This window comes from uncultured Peptoniphilus sp. (assembly GCF_946998875.1).
GTDB lineage: Bacteria > Bacillota > Clostridia > Tissierellales > Peptoniphilaceae > Peptoniphilus_A.
Genome location: NZ_CAMQAY010000010.1, coordinates 1 through 16977 on the forward strand (window position 1 = coordinate 1; position 16977 = coordinate 16977).

14 protein-coding genes and 1 tRNA gene are annotated in these 16977 nt (G+C 32.3%); 7 read left to right on the plus strand and 8 right to left on the minus strand.

Translation table 11 applies throughout. From position 1 onward, the window contains the following. The 4 genes from Q0U74_RS04405 to Q0U74_RS04420 all read right to left on the minus strand — a co-directional run. Positions 1 to 1895: cation-translocating P-type ATPase (locus tag Q0U74_RS04405; protein WP_297392899.1), on the minus strand; the 1895-nt coding region annotated here is incomplete at its 3' end. 114 nt (positions 1896 to 2009) lie between these two features. Then, positions 2010 to 3056 (minus strand): Fic family protein, encoded by a 1047-nt coding sequence (locus Q0U74_RS04410; RefSeq protein ID WP_297392900.1) that lies wholly within the window; start codon positions 3054 to 3056, stop codon positions 2010 to 2012. 192 nt (positions 3057 to 3248) lie between these two features. Next, entirely contained in the window at positions 3249 to 3884 is a 636-nt protein-coding gene (locus Q0U74_RS04415) for a hemerythrin domain-containing protein (protein ID WP_297392901.1), read from the minus strand. Between the two features lie 8 nt (positions 3885 to 3892). Next, complete coding sequence (locus Q0U74_RS04420; RefSeq protein WP_297392902.1) at positions 3893 to 4891, minus strand: low specificity L-threonine aldolase; 999 nt, start codon at positions 4889 to 4891, stop codon at positions 3893 to 3895. Between the two features lie 87 nt (positions 4892 to 4978). On the opposite strand from Q0U74_RS04420, the gene Q0U74_RS04425 reads away from it, so the two are divergent. Beyond that, the gene (locus tag Q0U74_RS04425; RefSeq protein ID WP_297392903.1) at positions 4979 to 6052 is read left to right on the plus strand and encodes a histidinol-phosphate transaminase; all 1074 of its coding nucleotides are present in this window, start codon (positions 4979 to 4981) and stop codon (positions 6050 to 6052) included. 6 nt (positions 6053 to 6058) lie between these two features. Further along, positions 6059 to 7495 carry a TraB/GumN family protein gene (locus tag Q0U74_RS04430; RefSeq protein ID WP_297392904.1) on the plus strand — a complete coding sequence of 479 codons (1437 nt, stop codon included), beginning with the start codon at positions 6059 to 6061 and terminating at the stop codon, positions 7493 to 7495. Between the two features lie 68 nt (positions 7496 to 7563). On the opposite strand, the gene Q0U74_RS04435 is transcribed toward Q0U74_RS04430, so the two are convergent. Next, a complete protein-coding gene (locus tag Q0U74_RS04435) occupies positions 7564 to 8808 on the minus strand; it encodes a serine dehydratase subunit alpha family protein (RefSeq protein ID WP_297392905.1) in 1245 nt (414 codons plus the stop codon). A 211-nt stretch (positions 8809 to 9019) separates the two neighbouring features. Between Q0U74_RS04435 and Q0U74_RS04440 the strand changes: the two genes are divergently transcribed. The 4 genes from Q0U74_RS04440 (at position 9020) to Q0U74_RS04455 (ending at position 13919) form a co-directional block, all read left to right on the plus strand. Continuing rightward, complete coding sequence (locus tag Q0U74_RS04440) at positions 9020 to 9715, plus strand: response regulator transcription factor (protein WP_297392906.1); 696 nt, start codon at positions 9020 to 9022, stop codon at positions 9713 to 9715. A 151-nt stretch (positions 9716 to 9866) separates the two neighbouring features. Next, complete coding sequence (locus Q0U74_RS04445) at positions 9867 to 10676, plus strand: HAMP domain-containing sensor histidine kinase (protein ID WP_297392907.1); 810 nt, start codon at positions 9867 to 9869, stop codon at positions 10674 to 10676. Between the two features lie 73 nt (positions 10677 to 10749). Further along, on the plus strand, positions 10750 to 11430 hold the full coding sequence (locus Q0U74_RS04450) for an ABC transporter ATP-binding protein (protein WP_288164857.1): 681 nt from the start codon (positions 10750 to 10752) through the stop codon (positions 11428 to 11430). Next, positions 11427 to 13919, plus strand: a complete 2493-nt coding sequence (locus Q0U74_RS04455; RefSeq protein WP_297392909.1) for an ABC transporter permease — start codon at positions 11427 to 11429, stop codon at positions 13917 to 13919. Before Q0U74_RS04450 ends, Q0U74_RS04455 begins: the two co-directional genes overlap by 4 nt. 56 nt (positions 13920 to 13975) lie before the next feature. Here the strand turns inward: Q0U74_RS04455 and glpK are convergent, their stop codons facing one another. Next, on the minus strand, positions 13976 to 15463 hold the full coding sequence (gene glpK / locus Q0U74_RS04460; protein ID WP_297392910.1) for a glycerol kinase GlpK: 1488 nt from the start codon (positions 15461 to 15463) through the stop codon (positions 13976 to 13978). An 88-nt stretch (positions 15464 to 15551) separates the two neighbouring features. On the opposite strand from glpK, the gene Q0U74_RS04465 reads away from it, so the two are divergent. Beyond that, positions 15552 to 15627: transfer RNA gene (locus tag Q0U74_RS04465), tRNA-Thr, on the plus strand. A gap of 40 nt (positions 15628 to 15667) precedes the next feature. Here Q0U74_RS04465 and Q0U74_RS04470 read toward each other — a convergent pair. Next, entirely contained in the window at positions 15668 to 16084 is a 417-nt protein-coding gene (locus tag Q0U74_RS04470; RefSeq protein ID WP_297392911.1) for a hypothetical protein, read from the minus strand. Continuing rightward, entirely contained in the window at positions 16084 to 16974 is an 891-nt protein-coding gene (locus Q0U74_RS04475) for a PhzF family phenazine biosynthesis protein (protein WP_297392912.1), read from the minus strand. Before Q0U74_RS04475 ends, Q0U74_RS04470 begins: the two co-directional genes overlap by 1 nt. Positions 16975 to 16977 lie beyond the last annotated feature (3 nt).

A 16977-nucleotide genomic window follows, 5' to 3' on the forward strand; every position in this document is an offset into this window, starting at 1 on the left:
ATGAGGACCTTGTCGCCAGATTTTTGCAAGTCATCAATTTTTTTATTTTTTTCATCTGGAAGTAGACCTGCAAAAGTTTCGTCCACGCCAATTTCATTTGCAATGGCTTCTGCTGTCTTTTTGTTGTCACCAGTAAGCATTATTATTTTTTTGCCCATGGCTTTTAAAAGGGCAATGGCATCTTTGGAGCTTTCCTTTGGAAGGTCCTTTACAGAAATTATTCCTATGACCCCACTTTCACCAGCAAAGTACATGGAAGTTTTGCCCTCTCCTGCAAGTTTCTCTGCCTTCTTTTCATAACCCCTTAGGTTAATTTTTTCCTCTTCCATAAATTCTTTATTGCCGGCAAAATATTTTTTTCCATCTAAGTCTGCACTTAGACCTCTGCCGCTAACTGAATCAAAGTTGTTTACTTCAGAAATTTTTATATTTTTTTCATCAGCATAATTTAAAATCGCAGTTGCCAGTGGATGCTGTGAGTTTTTTTCAATTGATGCTGCAATTTTTAAAAATTCATCTTGGTCTAAGTCTGTAACTATGTCTGTAAGCTTTGGCTTGCCCTCAGTAATTGTGCCAGTCTTATCCATAACAATGGCATCAATCTTGTGAAGATTTTCCAAAACTTCTGCATTCTTAAAGAGGAGTCCAAAGTCTGCACTCTTTCCCGTTGCCACCATAATGGAAACTGGTGTTGCCAGTCCAAGGGCACAAGGACAAGAGATTACGAGGACAGAAATTGCAAAGTTAAGAGCACTTTCAAAGCCATAGCCAAGGCTTGTCCAAACTATAAAAGTTAGGGCAGAAATAATTAAAACTGCTGGCACAAAAATGCCTGCGATTTTATCTGCCAATTTTGCAATGGGAGCCTTGGACTGGTTGGCCTCGTCCACTAATTTTATAATTTGAGAAATTGTTGTGTCCTCGCCAACTTTTTCTGCTATGAATTTAAAGGACCCTGTTGTGTTAATAGAGGCAGATATAACCCTGTCGCCTACTGACTTTGAAACTGGAATAGATTCTCCAGTTACTGCAGATTCATCAAGGGAAGATGTGCCCTCAATAATTTTTCCGTCAACTGCAACAGCTTCTCCTGGCCTTACCATTATGACATCGCCGACTCTCACATCTTCAATATTTTTTTGAACTTCTTCATTATTTTTTATAACTGTAGCCCTTTTTGGCGCAAGATCCATTAACTTGGAAAGGGAAGACCTAGTCTTATTTTTAGATTTTTCTTCAAGATATTTTCCAAGAGTTATTAGGGTCAAAATCATAGCAGAAGATTCGAAGTACAAATTTTTTCTGTATACATCAACTAAGTCCAGGTCACCATGACCAAAGCCATAGGCCATCATATAAATGGCAAAAATTCCATAGATAAGAGCTGCTGCAGAGCCTATGGCAACTAGAGAGTCCATGTTGGGCGCCCTATTTTTAAGTCCCTTAAAACCTGAGAGGTAAAAGTCTCTATTTATATAGACTACTGGTAGTGCCAAGAGAAATTGTGTGAAGGCAAAAATTATTGCCCCTTCTCTTCCGTGAAAAATCTCTGGAGTTGGAAGGTGGACCATGTGACCCATGGCAACATACATGAGAATAAGCATAAAAACTAGAGAAGACACAAGTCTATTTTTTAAATGACCTTCTCTGTCATCTTCTTTTTTATTTTCCCCTGTAACTTTTTCGCCAGATACCTTGGCACCGTAGCCAATTTTTTCCACTGCACTAATTATTTTATTGTCATTAACTTTATTTTCATCGTAAGATACTTTCATTGAGTTGGTCATGAGATTTACATTTGCATCACTTACGCCATCAAGCTTTTTTACAGCCTTTGTGACATTGGCGACGCAAGATGCACATGTCATGCCACTTACATCAAATTTTTTCTCCATATTACCTCCTATACCCCCTGGGGGGTGTTCCTTTTATTATAATAACACTTAAAATAATTTTTTACAAGTATATGATAATAATTACTAAAAAAAGAGCAGTCATTGCTGCTCTAATCAATTAATTTTTGTATAATAAGTTGCCCTTCCACTTCCATGTCTCTCTATAATATTTTTATCCACTAATTCTTTTAGCGAATTTTCCACTGATGCCCTGCTAATTCCAGGCGTTAGCTCCATTATTTCACTTTTTGTGAACTTGCCAATTTTTTTGTCTATGGCAATTTTAACTTGGTCAATGGCAGAAAGTTTCGTGTCAAAAATATTAACTCTGTCCTCAAAATCTCTATAGGCGGCAAGGATTATTGCCAGAATATATTTTATGAAAGGAGTTGGATCTTCTGTATTTTCTTGCCAAGCTAGTCCACTTTTTTCTAAAGCTTGATAATAATTTCCCTTGGTTTTTTCTATCTTTTCTTCAAGACTTATATATCTTCCCACAACATAACCCAACTTATATAAAAGTAAAGTGGTTAAAAGTCTTGACATCCTGCCATTTCCATCGTTAAATGGGTGAATACACAAAAAATCGTGAATAAAAATAGGAATTAATACTAGAGGATTTACTTCTCTTTTGTCGATTTCTCTATTGTATTCTTGGCAAATTTTTTCTATGGCAGGAGGAGTTTCAAAGGGGGGAAGAGGCGTAAATCTTACAAAAGTTTCTCCATTTTCCTTCGTCTCTTGAATATAATTTTGAGTGTTTTTAAATTTCCCTCCAATAGATTTGTTTGAATATTTGTAGAGGTCTCTGTGAAGTTGTAAAATAATTTTTGAATTAATTGGAATGTAATCGTAGGACTCGTGAATCGTGGAAAGAACTTCTCTGTAACCAAGAATTTCTTCTTCATCTCGATTTCTTGGAGCAACTTTTTTCATGACAAGGTCCTTTATCCTTGAATCTGTGGTCCTTATTCCTTCAATCTCGTTGGAACTTTGTGTGCTTTGAATTATGGCAAGCTCTACAAGATTATCTAAAACTTTTGGCTTTTGGCTCAAAAAAAGCTCTTGCCTTCCCTTGTATTCGCTTATTTCTGAAATGTAATTTAATATTTCAGCGTCCCACTTTTTTTCTTTTAATTTACTATAATCAAATTTTCGCATAAAAACTCCTTTATCTCCTAAATTATAGCATCTTTTAGGTGATAAATCTATTTTTAGGTGATACTTTTCAAGGGAACAATAAAAAGACCAACGGAATGATATAAAGTCGTCCTCGGAATGATATAAGATCATTTAAGGACAAAAAAAGGTCTAGCTAAAAGCTAAACCATTAAAATTTATTAAATTATAAAATTACATCTTAAATAAAATTTCATTTTCAATGTAAATATGTCTTCTCATGTCCTCGTCAAGTTCGCCCATGAGTTTATTTAGTTCCTTGACTTCAGGCTCTTCTGCCTTCATCTTGTAGTCGCGAGTTAAATATTTTATTCTGTCAAAAAGTCCAATAGTCTTTTCGTGCTCTGCAAGGAGATTTTCGAAGTCAACATCTTTTCCTGCCAAGGCATCCTTAAATTCAAACTCTTCTTCGCTGGAGAAGTGGGAAACAAGTTCTGCCTTAATTAATAAAAGGACTTCGTAAATTACAAAGAGTTGTTCTCCCCTCTCTCTGTAATATTTTTTTATTGCTCCCCTAAAAATTTCATCGATTTTTTCCGTTGTTGCCAGTTCATAAGGGTGAATTTCATCTACAATGTAATTTATGAGTTCTTCCTTATTCATCTTTCTAACCCTGTCCATGTCCTTAAAGTCAGTCTGGCCCTCAACTCTTTTTATAAAGGCGTCACAATTTTCACCAAGAGATTTTAGGGCATCTTCCAAGCTTTCCATGGCTATAAAATCATATTCTCCTCCAAGCTTTTTGATTTCCTGTAAAACTTTTGGATTTTCCATTACTGCAGCTTCAACTGTCATATTTCTTTCTAACATAATTCCTCCTATTTTTTAAGAGAATTTAAAAACCCTCTTACATCTTCTTCACTAGTTCTATAATTTGTCACAAGTCTTATTATTGACTCTTTCACATTATCTATTTCAAAAATATTTTCTTCTTTTAATTTTTCAATTTCCTCTGGATTTGACTTAATAAAAATTTGGTTGGACTCACCAAAAAGTGGCTCTCTATTCATTTTCTTTAGTCCATGAACAAGAAGTCTTGACATCTCATAGGCTCTCTTGGCATTTTTATAATATAAGCCATCTTGGAATAAGACCTTAAAAGATAGACCAATCAAGAAGGACTTTGCCATCATGGCTCCTCTTTGCTTTAGATAATATCTGAAGTCTTTTTTCAAATTTTCATCTAAAATAACTAGGGCTTCGCCAAAAATTGCCCCGTTTTTTGTGCCGCCAACGGAAAAAATGTGGGAATACTTGGCATAGTCAGATAATTTTGTATTATTTGCAGCCATGGCGTGAGCAATTCTCGCACCGTCAATGTATAAGTATAAGCCTTCTTCGGTGCAAGTTTCATAAATTTCTCTAATTTCATCAAGAGAGTAAACTGTGCCAACTTCTGTAGTTTGTGAAATGTAGACAACTTTTATCTTTACATCAACTTCGCCAGCTTGATTTTCCACTAAATCTTTTATGTCCCTTGCCCTTAATTTGCCGTCAGAAGTTTTTATTGTCACAACCTTGTGTCCCGTTGCTTCAATTGAGCCCGTTTCGTGATGAGTTATGTGACCAGTGGATGCAGATAAAACTGCCTCGTAGGGTCTAAGGCCAAAAGTTGTCGCCAAAATATTTGTGGCAGTGCCTCCAGAGACAAATTCAATGTCGGCGTCTCTTTCTATTTCCTTTAAAATTAAAACTCTGGCAGAATTTGAAATCTCATCAGTGCCGTAGCCAGAAATTTTTTCGTCAAAAATTCTATTTATCTCCTCATAAATTTCTCTTGAGCCAAAATCGTTATAATCATTTCTAAAATTATTCATAAGCCACCTCATCCTATTCTTACCCAATATTATATATTAAATGTAAAAATTTTATCAAATAGGGTACAATAGGATGGAGGTGTTTTAATGAACAGTCATGGTGCAAATGTTTTTGAAATTGCAAAAAATAAGGGCATTGAAATAAAGGACATTAGAGATTTTTCATCAAATATAAATCCCCTTGGTCCCAGCAAAAAAGCTCTCGACGGCTTATTAGACAATTTGAATTTACTTTCTAGCTATCCAGATGTAGATTACATAGATTTAAGAAATTCAATTTCAAATTATGTAAATTGTAAAAGGGATAATATAGTCCTCGGACTTGGATCTACAGAAATTTTAAAGGACGCAATAAAATTTTTTGCGCCAAAAGTTTCTATGATATTGTCCCCTTGTTACTCCGAGTACGAAAATGAACTTAATAAAATAAATTCTGAGATAATTGAATATAATTTAGAAGAAAAAAATGATTTTAAAATTGATTTAGAGGAACTTATAAATACTATTGTGGAAAAAAGTGTAGACTTTCTAGTTTTTGCAAATCCCAATAATCCCACTGGTACAATTTTAAGTGCAGATGAAATAGAAAAAATTTTAAATGAAACTCATGCAAAAATTTTAGTAGATGAAACTTATATTGAGTTCACAGATATGTCCACCTACTCTTCCACAAAACTAATTGATTCCTACAAGAATCTCGCAGTAGTTAGGGGAACATCAAAATTCTTTGCCCTACCTGGCATAAGGCTTGGCTACGGACTTTCCTCTGATGAGAATTTTTTAAATTACTTTAAAAATAAGGAAGTCCTTTGGCAAATAAATTCTGTTGCAGAAATTTGCGGCAAGGTCATGTTCTCTGATGAGGATTACCTTAGAGAGGTCTTTGCTTTTATAAGATCAAGGAGAAATTACATCTTTAGTGAAATTTCTAAAATAAAAAATTTAAAGCCCCATAAAAGTTTTGGGAATTTTATTTTGATTAAAATTTTAGGTGGACCTAATGCCACAGAACTTAGAGATAAACTTTTGGAGAAGGGTCTAGTAATTCGCGACTGCAAATCTTTTAAGAATTTAGACCAAAGTTATTTTAGGATTTGTATCTTAGATGATGATGCCAATGAAAAACTTTTAGAAAATCTGAAAGAGATTTATAAGAGGTGAATAATTTTGAAGAAAAATAGTAAAATAAAAAAATTTAAAAGAATATTTTCTAGCTTGCTTCTTGTGCCAACACTTTTATTTCCAAGCTTTGTCTCTGCTGCTGCTCCTGTAGTTACAGAAGTAAAGGCTAACAATATAAAAACTGAAGAGAAGCAAAATACTTTAGATAAAAAAATAGAGGAAGCTCACGAAGTAAAATCAAAAAAGGATAATTTATCAAAAAATAAAAATCCAATATACAGTTCCTGGGCGATAAAAGATTTAAACGAAGCACAGTTTATGGGTCTTTACCCTGCAAAAAACTTTTTCGATGGCAAAGATTTTACAAAGCCAGTGACCCTTGATGACGCCAAGGCTTGCTACGAACTTGCAAGGGAAAAAATAGAAGATAGAGATCTTGTTACAGGAGGAGATTTCGCCTTTAAAGATTTGACCAGGGCTGAAATTTTAAATTCAATTTCAAAACTTTTAAATGATGAAAAATTTGAAATGAAAAATTTAAGGGAAGCAAAAATATTTTTGGGCTCAGCTGATGAAAAATATTTAAATTCAAAAATTCCTCTCCAAGAGATGATCTCTCTTTACAATCGCGCTGTAAATAAAATTTTGCAAGATGCGGGCAAGGTCTCCAAGGGATTTTTCTACGAAGTATCCAACAAGGACAACAAAATTTATATGCTGGGCTCCATTCATGTTGGCAAGAGCTCTCTTTATCCCATTGATGAAAATATTATTTCTGCCTTAAAGTCTTCTGACAAAATTTACATGGAAATAGATGTTACAAATAAAGAAGAAGCAAAAAAGATGAGCGAAAAAATTTATTACAAGGACGGAAAAAATCTAAAAGATGATTTGGGCGAAGATTTATACACAAGAGTCTTAAAAATATTTGAAGGCTTTGGCATGAAGGAAGACCAGGTGAAAATTCTAAAGCCTTGGGCAGTTTATAACGCCCTATCTTCTGACCCAGCACCTGAATCTCCAAAAGCAAGCTTTGGAGTTGAGTCCTACTTTATGGCACTAAGTCTCTTAAATAAAATCCAAATCGACGAGCTTGAATCTATGGAATACCAATCAAATATCCTAGAAAACTTTGACAAGACAGCCTATATAAAGATGATTGAGTCCCTTGCAAGTGAAATCGAAAGATATGGCTACAAAAATATAAATTCAGGTCTGGACAAGATGCTTGAGGCTTGGCAAAGTGGTGACAGTCCTAAGATGAAATCAATCTTATCAGCAAAAGGCGACGAAGCATCAGAAAAATTTAACCAAGCACTTTTAAGCGAAAGAGACAAGGGCATGGCGAAAAAAATTGATGGCTTATTAAAAAAAGATGGCAAAAACACTTACTTTATCCTAATAGGTTCAGCCCACCTTGTGCCAGAAAATTCTGTCACAGGAATATTAAAAGACATGGGCTATAAAGTTGTAGAAAAATAAAATTTAAAATAATTGCAAAATTTATAGAAAAAGGCGAGGCATAAAACCTCGTCTTTATTATTGCTATTTTATTTTCCAATCATTTCTCTTAAAATTACTTCGTCTGTTTCTCTCATGCCTTCCATGGCTATGTGACCAACAGTTTTTATCATCTCGTCAACATCGCCCTTTACTATGCCATCTCCTGGCTTAAAGGAGTTGCCTTCCTTGGCTTGTCTGTAGGCAAGAAGAGACATCTTTAGGCTGGATGCAATTTTTATGGCACAAGACTCCTTGGCACCGTCGCAAATAATTCCCGAATTCGTAGCAAGGGCATTTGTTAAAATTTCTTTTATGAGATCCCTATCTTCATCCTTCATAAAGGCTATGCCACATACAGAAGCTGCCGCTGCAGATACCACTCCGCAGTAGGCAGAAAGTTCGCCTATGCCCTCTTTTATGTAAAGGCCAATTAAATTTGCAAAAATTAGAGACCTATATAACTTGTCCTTGTCAATGTCATGGTCCTTAGCGTAAATAATTATTGGAACAGAAACTGTTATGCCCTGGTTGCCAGATCCCGAATTTATGACTACAGGTTTTTCACAGCCTGACATACGAGCGTCAGAACCTGCTGCAGCATAGGCAACTAATTTATCCTTACAATTATTTTCTGCATCTTCCAAGACCATTTTGCCAATATTTGCGCCCCAGGGGTTTTCAATGCCCTCTTTGGCTATGGCATAATTGTAGTGGATTTCTTTATCCAAGACATCTATTATACTGACATAATTTCCATTTTTTGCAAAATCATAAATTTTATCAAAGGACAAGTCAATTTTATTTTCTTCAACTTCCTCTTGGTCCTTATTTTCCAAGAGTACCTTATCATTTAGGCTCTCGTAAATAATATTTGTGTGATAATCCTTTATAATTACGCGAGACTTTTTGTCAGCCTTCTCCATAATTATATCTATGTAAAGTCCCTTAATTTCGTGAACAAGTTCTATGTCAACGAGACCCTTTTCTATTAAATCATCTAAGCTTTCTAGCTTAGATTTATCAGCGCCTGATAAAACTTCAAGCTTCTTAGTATAGTCGCCAAGAAAAGCTCCAGCAGCAAGAGAAATTTCTATTCCCTTTCTTCCATCAGTGCCTGGCACCTTGACGCTATTTACATTTTTAATAATATTGCCCGATAACTTAGCTTTTATTTTTTCAGGATCCTCTCCCAAAAGAAATCTTGCGCGGCTGGCACCATATGCTAAAGCTATGGGCTCGGTACAGCCGAAGGCAGGCACCATTTTCTCTCTCAAAAATTTATTGTAATCCATAAAATCCCCTCATAATTTATTTTTACCAGATATATTATAACAAAAAATGATAACCTTATCCTAATAGTATTTTTAAAACTCATTTTTTAAAATTTTTTACAATTAAAATAGGTAACTTATTGTTGCAAACAAAAATAAGTTACCATAATATTTTTGGATTTTTAAATTAATAATATATAATAAAATTAAAGATAAGAATAAAGGAGATAATATGTTAAAAATACTCTTGTTAGAAGATGACAATACCATATCTTTTGCTATAAAAAAATATCTTGAAAAATTTAAATATTCCGTAAAAATTTTTAAAACTATTTCTGCCACTGAAGGTCTTTCTTTAAATGAATTTGATTTAATTATTTTAGATGTAAATCTACCTGACGGAAATGGATTTGATTACTTGAACTATGTAAGAAGTTTTTCAAAAATTTCTATTATAATGCTAACCGTTAAAAACGATGAAAAATATATTCTAAAAGGATTTTCAGAAGGTGCAGATGAATACATATCAAAACCTTTTTCTCTTCCTGTTTTGAAAGCTCGAATTGAAAATGTTTTGAAAAGGACTGGGCATAAAACAGAAATTATTTTTAAAGACCTGACTTTAAATGATGATATTAAGTCTGCAGAATTAAGCGGCAAAAATTTGGATTTAAATATAAAAGAATATGCCCTTTTAAAGCTTTTTATCGCACACAAAAATGAAAATTTGCCAAGAGACTTTATTTTAGATAACATTTGGCAAAATGATTTTTATGAAATAAATGATAATACTCTTTCTGTAACAATTAAAAGGCTTAGAAAAAAACTGGGTCCTGATTATGAAAAATACCTTAAAACTATAAGAGGGTTTGGCTATAAGTGGTCGGCACTGGATATTGAAGAAAGAGAAAAAAATGAAAAATTATAAAAAATACTTATTTATTATTGCTTTTAATATTATTTTATCAATGCTGATAGTTTATATTAGTCCACGATTTGACATGATCACTCTTTTTTATTTCATATTTTTGAATATCTTCATTTTTGCCTTTCTATTTTTATTTGAAAGAAATAAAAATATGAAAATAAATGATCAAATTGACGAAATTATAAATTTAATTCACTCTTTAAATCCAAACAAGGAAGTTTATAAAAAAAATGATGGTGAATTTGGAAAACTTAAAGATGAAATTACAAAAATTATTTTAGAAAATAAAAATATAATTGAAAATTCAAAAGAGAAGCAAAAGGTTTTAAGAGATTACTCAGAAGATCTTGCCCATCAAATAAAAACTCCCTTAACAGGTATTCTGTTGATGTTGGATTTAATTGAAGAAGACAAAGAAAATATAGATGAATATATTTTGTTAATAAGAAATAATATAAATCGGCTTGAAAATTTGACAGACATCCTTTTAAAACTGGCTTCCCTTGATTCTGATATAACAAAATTTAATTTAGAGTATTTAAATGTCTTGGAATTGCTAAAAAGTGTAAAAGAGGATTTGGATTCTTACTTTGGTCTAAAGAATTATGAAATTAAAATTTTTGGTGATGATTTTATTTTAAATTGCGATAAAAAATGGACCCATGAGGCAATTTTAAATATCTGCAAAAATGCAATTGAAGCAAGTCCAGAGAATAATATAGAAATTATACTTAGAGAAAGTAATGTCTTTAAAAGCATCCTTGTCAAAGATTTCTCATCAGGTATGAGTAAGGATGCTTTAAAAAAAGCTATGCAGAGATTTTATAAATCTGATCCAAACAGTCAAGGCTATGGCATTGGACTTCCCATGGCAAAAACTATTTTAAATAAAGAAAATGGCGACTTAATTTATAATCGCGAAAAAAATTATAATACCTTCGAGATGAGATTTTATAAATAACTATATAATTCTTCATTATATGTGTCACTGACTAGTCACTTTATTTTGTTAATATGAGGAAAAGGAGGCAAATATGTTTATTTTACAGACAAATAATTTGACAAAAGTTTACGATGCTGAAGTCAAAGTAGAAGCACTAGTTGATGTAAATTTTAATCTTTCTAAAGGTGATTTAGTTGCTATAATCGGAGACAGTGGCTCTGGAAAATCAACTTTCCTGCACCTTCTTGCTGGTGTTGACAAGCCAAGTAGTGGAGATATTTTTATTGAAGATAAAAATATTACTAAACTTAATAAGGAAGATCTTACAATTTTTAGAAGGCGAAATATTGGAGTTATTTATCAATTTTTTAACTTAATTCCAAATATTAATGTTAAAAAAAATATTTTATTGCCAATACTTTTAGACGACAAAAAAGTTGACCAAGAATATTTTGATGAAATTCTTTCGATTCTCGGGATAAAGGATAAGTTAAATAGATTTCCAAAAGAACTATCTGGCGGCGAACAGCAAAGAGTTGCCATAGCAAGAAGTCTTATAACAAGACCTGCCATAGTTTTAGCTGACGAGCCTACAGGAAATTTAGATAGAAAAAATTCTGAGGATATAATTTCCCTTTTTAAACTAGTGAATCAAAGGCTTAATTCCACTATCATGATAATAACTCATGATGAGAAAGTTGCAAATGCCTGTAACAATGTTTATAAAATGGTTGACGGAAGATTGTCTTTGTTGGAAGAAGGCTTGCAATGAAAATTATAAGTGAACTTGCAAATTCATCCATCAAAAACAATAAAAAAGATACTTTTGCCACAAGAGTTTCTATATTGCTTGCAGTAATTTTACTTGGAACCATTGTATTTATTTTAAGCGACTTGCGACAATCAAAAATTAAATACTTAAAAAACACAGTTGGAGATTATGAAGTTTCTCTTTCAGAAATCGACAAACAAACCTACGATCTATTAGAAAAAAATAAGGATATTGAAAAAGTCCATTATGATAAAATAATTTCAACTGATATAGGTCTTATTATCTATGAGAAATCAAAATATTTTCTTGAAAATATAGACACTCACTTAATAGATGGAAGAAATCCAAAAAATTCAAAAGAAATAGTTGTTACAAAACAATTCCTAAATAAAAACAGAAATTATAAAATTGCTTCAAACATTAAAATTAATGAGAAAAATTATAAAATTGTTGGTGTTTACGAAGATTTTTCCTTTTCTTTTGAAGATCCAGTTGCTTTTTCTTATTTTGATGATAGTATAGGTCTCGATTTTAAAAAGGGTGAAAGCTATTTTGCCTATATCTGGTACAAAAATCCAAGAGATACTTACACCAATACCAGAAAAATTCTAAAAGAGTTAAATATTAATGAAAAGAAAGCCCTAGACAAGGGTCAACTTTTTTACAACGCATCTCTTTTGGAGTCAAAGATGATATTTCCAAAGGGAATTATCCCACCAAAAAGAGTTGTAAATTCATTTATTGAATCTTTTGGACTATTCTTTATCCTAATTCTTCTCTTTGCAGTTATGATTTATGGCTCCTTTAATGTTTACAATAATAGAGATATAAAAGAGCTTGCTCTCTTAAAATCTTCAGGCATGACAGAAAAACAAACCAAAAAACTTGTGAAGCTAAAGGCTTTTAAAATTTCATTTTTCCCCATTTTAATTGGAACTCTTTTGTCTTACTTAACTGCTATTTTTTTGACATATCTCATGTATATTAACAACCGCATAAGTTATAAAAATATGTCAAAATTTTTAAGTGATAATTTAGAAATGCATGGTTTTAAATTCTATACTCCAGATATTAAATCAATCTTTATAATTTTATTTTTCTCACTACTAATGGTATATATCTCTGCCGTTGTGCCTGCTAGAAAAAGTTCAAAAATAAATATAGTTGAAGGTTTAAATGGATTAGATCCTAAAAAGAAAAAACAAGGCAAATCAAAAATTAAAGGCAGCATAGAAAAAACTCTCGCAAAGGATTATTTTAAAACTTACAAAAATACTTATAAAGTGATTTCAATTGCCATTTTGTTATCTGCTATTGCTATGAATGTTCTTTTAGTATCTGTTTCTTATAGAAACATGAACGCAAAATATAATAAATTTGATGACCCTTATAATTTTGAAGCTTATCTTTTTTCTGATTCAAGATTAAATAAAAATATGGTTGATGATCTGAAAAATATAAATTTTGTAGATGAAATTCACATTTTTGAAGAAAAAGATTTTAAGTTCTATAAATCCGATAATAAAAATTTCTTATCACATAAATTTGAAAATGATTTAGAAAATAAAAGTCAGTCAGAAGATTATTTTGTTAGCATACTTGCTCTTTCAAAGGAGGATTTTAACAAAATTAAAAAGGAAAATAATTTGACAGAAGAAAGTAACTTTCTTTTGTTAAACAAAACACCAAAAAATAATTTTACTCCCTATAAATTTAGAAAATATATTCCTTTAACTGACTCAAAAAATAATACTATAAATCTGAGATATTATGATGGTGGAAAAATTATTAATATTAATAATTTAGCTAATATAAAAAAATTTCCTTACAATTTAGAAGAACATCTAGGACTTGGAATTTATATTATCACAAATGAAAATTCTTTTGATGAGTTTATAAAAAAATATGGGAACGACCCAGCTAATCCTGCAAATAAATTTATTGTAAAAATAAAAGCAAAGAAAAATTTAAAAGATGTTTCTGAAGATGCAATAAAAATAATCACATCATATTTTCAAAAATCAGATTATTCAATCTTTTCTGACATCACAAGAAAAGCTATAGACTCTGAGCAAAGCCGAAATGAAAATCTATTAAGTTTTGGAATTCAAATAATATTCTTAATTATTGCCCTATCCAACGCCTATAATTCTTTTCATGGAAATTTGCGAGCGAGAAAAAAAGAATTTAATCTTCTTTCCACTGCAGGTATGACTGATTCGCAAATTAGAAAAATGATAAATAATGAGCTAAAATTTTTAATTACAAGAATTCTTGCTATTTATGCATTTGTATTTGCCTTATCAGTTTTTGCAAGAGCAAAAAGAAGTCCTTATGAAGTAAATTTTGCTATTAGAGAAATTTTAATTAATATAAATTATCTGCCTTTGTTATTTATTTTTATTGTAACAATAATTGGTTTACTCTTAGCACAAAAAAGTGGCATGAGAGAGCTATCTCGTGATAACATAATCGATAATTTAAAATAAATTAAATTTAAAGGAGACCTGGTCTATTTGGCTTTGGTCTCCTTCTTCTTTTCTATTTAATTTGCCCAATTCATGGAATATTTTATGGCTTCGTGCCATCTTTTCATCTTTTTATCTCTATCTTCATCTTCCATTTTTGGCTCGAAATATTTTTCTACTTCATTAAATTCTTTTATTTCATCAATATTTTTCCAGAATCCAACTGCAAGTCCTGCCATATAACAAGCTCCAAGTGCTGTAAGTTCCACTACCTTTGGTCTTGTGACTTCAACTCCAAGAATGTTTGATAAAAATTGCATCAAGAAATTATTTTTGCTGACGCCACCATCCACCTTTAGTGATTTTATTTTTGTCTTTGAATCTTCTTGCATGGCTTCCACTACATCGCAGCTTAAATATGCAATTGACTCCAAGGCTGCCCTTATTATGTGATATTTATTGACTGAACCTGTAAGTCCTACTATAGATCCCCTGGCGTATTGGTCCCAATAGGGCGCACCCAAACCTGTAAATGCTGGTATAAAGTAGCAGTCATTGGTGTCTTTTACTTTGCTCGCCATGTATTCTGAGTCATCTGCTTGGTCAAGTATTCTTAAGTTGTCCCTCAAGAAATTAATGCAAGACCCTGCTTCAAAAATTGAGCCTTCAAGAGCATATTTAACTTCGCCATTTATGGACCAGGCAATAGTTGATACAAGTCCATTTTGTGACCTTATAAGCTCGTCGCCAGTATTCATGAGTATAAAGGCACCCGTGCCAAAAGTGGACTTAGCCATTCCCTTTTCAAAGGAGGCTGTGCCAAAAAGTGATGACTGTTGGTCTCCTATTGCCGCTGCAATTGGTATCTCGCAGCCTAAATATTTTGATTTGCACTTGCCATAAACCTCGCTTGAATTTTTTATTTCTGGCAGCATGGACTTTGGTATGTCAAAAATTTCTAATAGTTCGTCGTCCCACTTCTTTTCTTTTATGTTAAACAACATGGTTCTTGACGCATTTGTGTAGTCAGTTATGTGAACTTCGCCGTCTGTGAGTTTATAGATGAGATAAGTCTCTACGGTCCCGAACAATAGTTCTCCTCTATCAGCCATTTCTCTTGCGCTTTCTACATTTTCAAGAATCCATCTGATTTTTGTGGCAGAAAAATAGGGGTCTATTACAAGACCTGTCTTTTCTTTTATTTTCTCTTCAAGACCATTTTCTTTTAACTCTTCGCAATATTTTGAAGTCCTCTTACATTGCCATACTATGGCGTTATAAACTGGCTCCATAGTTTTTTTGTTCCAGACAATTGTCGTCTCTCTTTGGTTTGTTATGCCTATTGCAGCAATATCCTTTGGGTCAATTCCCTTACGAGACATAGCTTCCACTGCAGTACCAATTTGCTTTGACCAAAGGTCTTCTGCTTCTTCTTCCACATAGCCAGGCTTTGGAAAGTGTTTAATTAATTCCTTTTGTGCAACTGATACTGGATTTCCTTTTTTATCAAAAATTATAGTTCTTGCAGATGTTGTACCTGCATCAAATGCCATTATGTATTTCATTTAATCACCATCCTTATTATACCATTAATGAGAGAGTTTTTTGCAATTTAACTTTTTTCCAATAAGTGCTATAATTATTTTAATCTTTGCTGATATGGCTCAGTTGGTAGAGCAATTGATTCGTAATCAATAGGTCGGCGGTTCAAATCCGCCTATCAGCTCCATTTTATATGAGAAAAGCTGACTTGTAAAAGCCAGCTTTTTTTATCTTCCATATTTTTCTATAATATTATCAATCATCTTTGAATTTTTTGAACTGATATTGTAATAAATATTGTTTACTCTGATAGTAAGTCCAGTCTTTACAAAGGAAATCTTGTTTCCGCTTGTAAAGTAGACATTTATATAGTTTGCAATCTCAGCATTTGTGTCCTTATTTGCTTGTTTTCCTCTCAAACCATTTAAATCTTTTACTATTTTATTTACAATTTTATCTTCCTTTATTGTCTTCATATTGTCTGTCTTAAATCCGATTATTTCAATATAATCTACATCTTTTGGATTGATATCAACTATTTTATTTCGCGATGAAACTAGACTCACTCCAAAAAACATAATTACAACAAAAAATATGAAGAGAACAATTTTTGATTTATTTGATTTTCTTCCTTTTCTCGCCATTATATATATAAAACTCCATTCATAAATACGTAAGCTCTTCCCCCGACGCGAACTTTATTCTCTCTCTCTGCTAAACTTGCATTGACCTTAGAAATTCTTCCAATATAATCGCCCTGTATAGCTGTAATTCTCTTTTCTTCAGTGATTTTATTTGAGCTCAAATAATACATAGTTGCAGCAGTTGATGTGCCACTTCCAAACTCTTCATCTTCACCAATTATTGGAGAAAAAGTTCTCTGTTTAATTTCTTTTCCATCACTTGTTGTAAAGGCGTGAATAGAAATTATATTTTCTTCCTCTGAAATTTTTAGTGCCTCTTTCTTGTCTAGGGCGATTGAAGATAGGGCTCTTTCATCTTTCACAGGAACTAGAATGTCACAAGTTCCTGTTGAAATTTTCTCCATGTTCAAATTCTCGCAGATTTCAAGTCCAATATCCTCCTGCTTTAAATTCAGAATCTTTAAAATCCTATCTTGGTGCTCAAATTTTTCTTCTAAAAGAACATCTAAATTCATATAGACATTTTGAATTTTTCCATCCTTATACTCAAGCTCAACGGGAATCTTCCCAATTTTTGTGTGTTGAATAATTTTCTTTATGCCTTCATCTTCGCTTTTAATATATTCATTTTCTGCAAGAGCATAAAAAGTTGCAACAGTTGCGTGTCCACACAAGTTTATCTCTCCATGAGGAGTAAAAAATCTCGTCAAATAACGGTCTCTATCTAATTCTCTTACAAAAACAATTACAGATTGATTTATGTCCTTGGCAATATTTTCCATGTCAAGATCTGTAAGTCTTCCATCGTCAATTACAACTCCAGTTGAATTTCCCATAAAGGCCCTATCTGAAAAGGCTGATACTAAATATGTTGTATAAAATCTCTTCATATG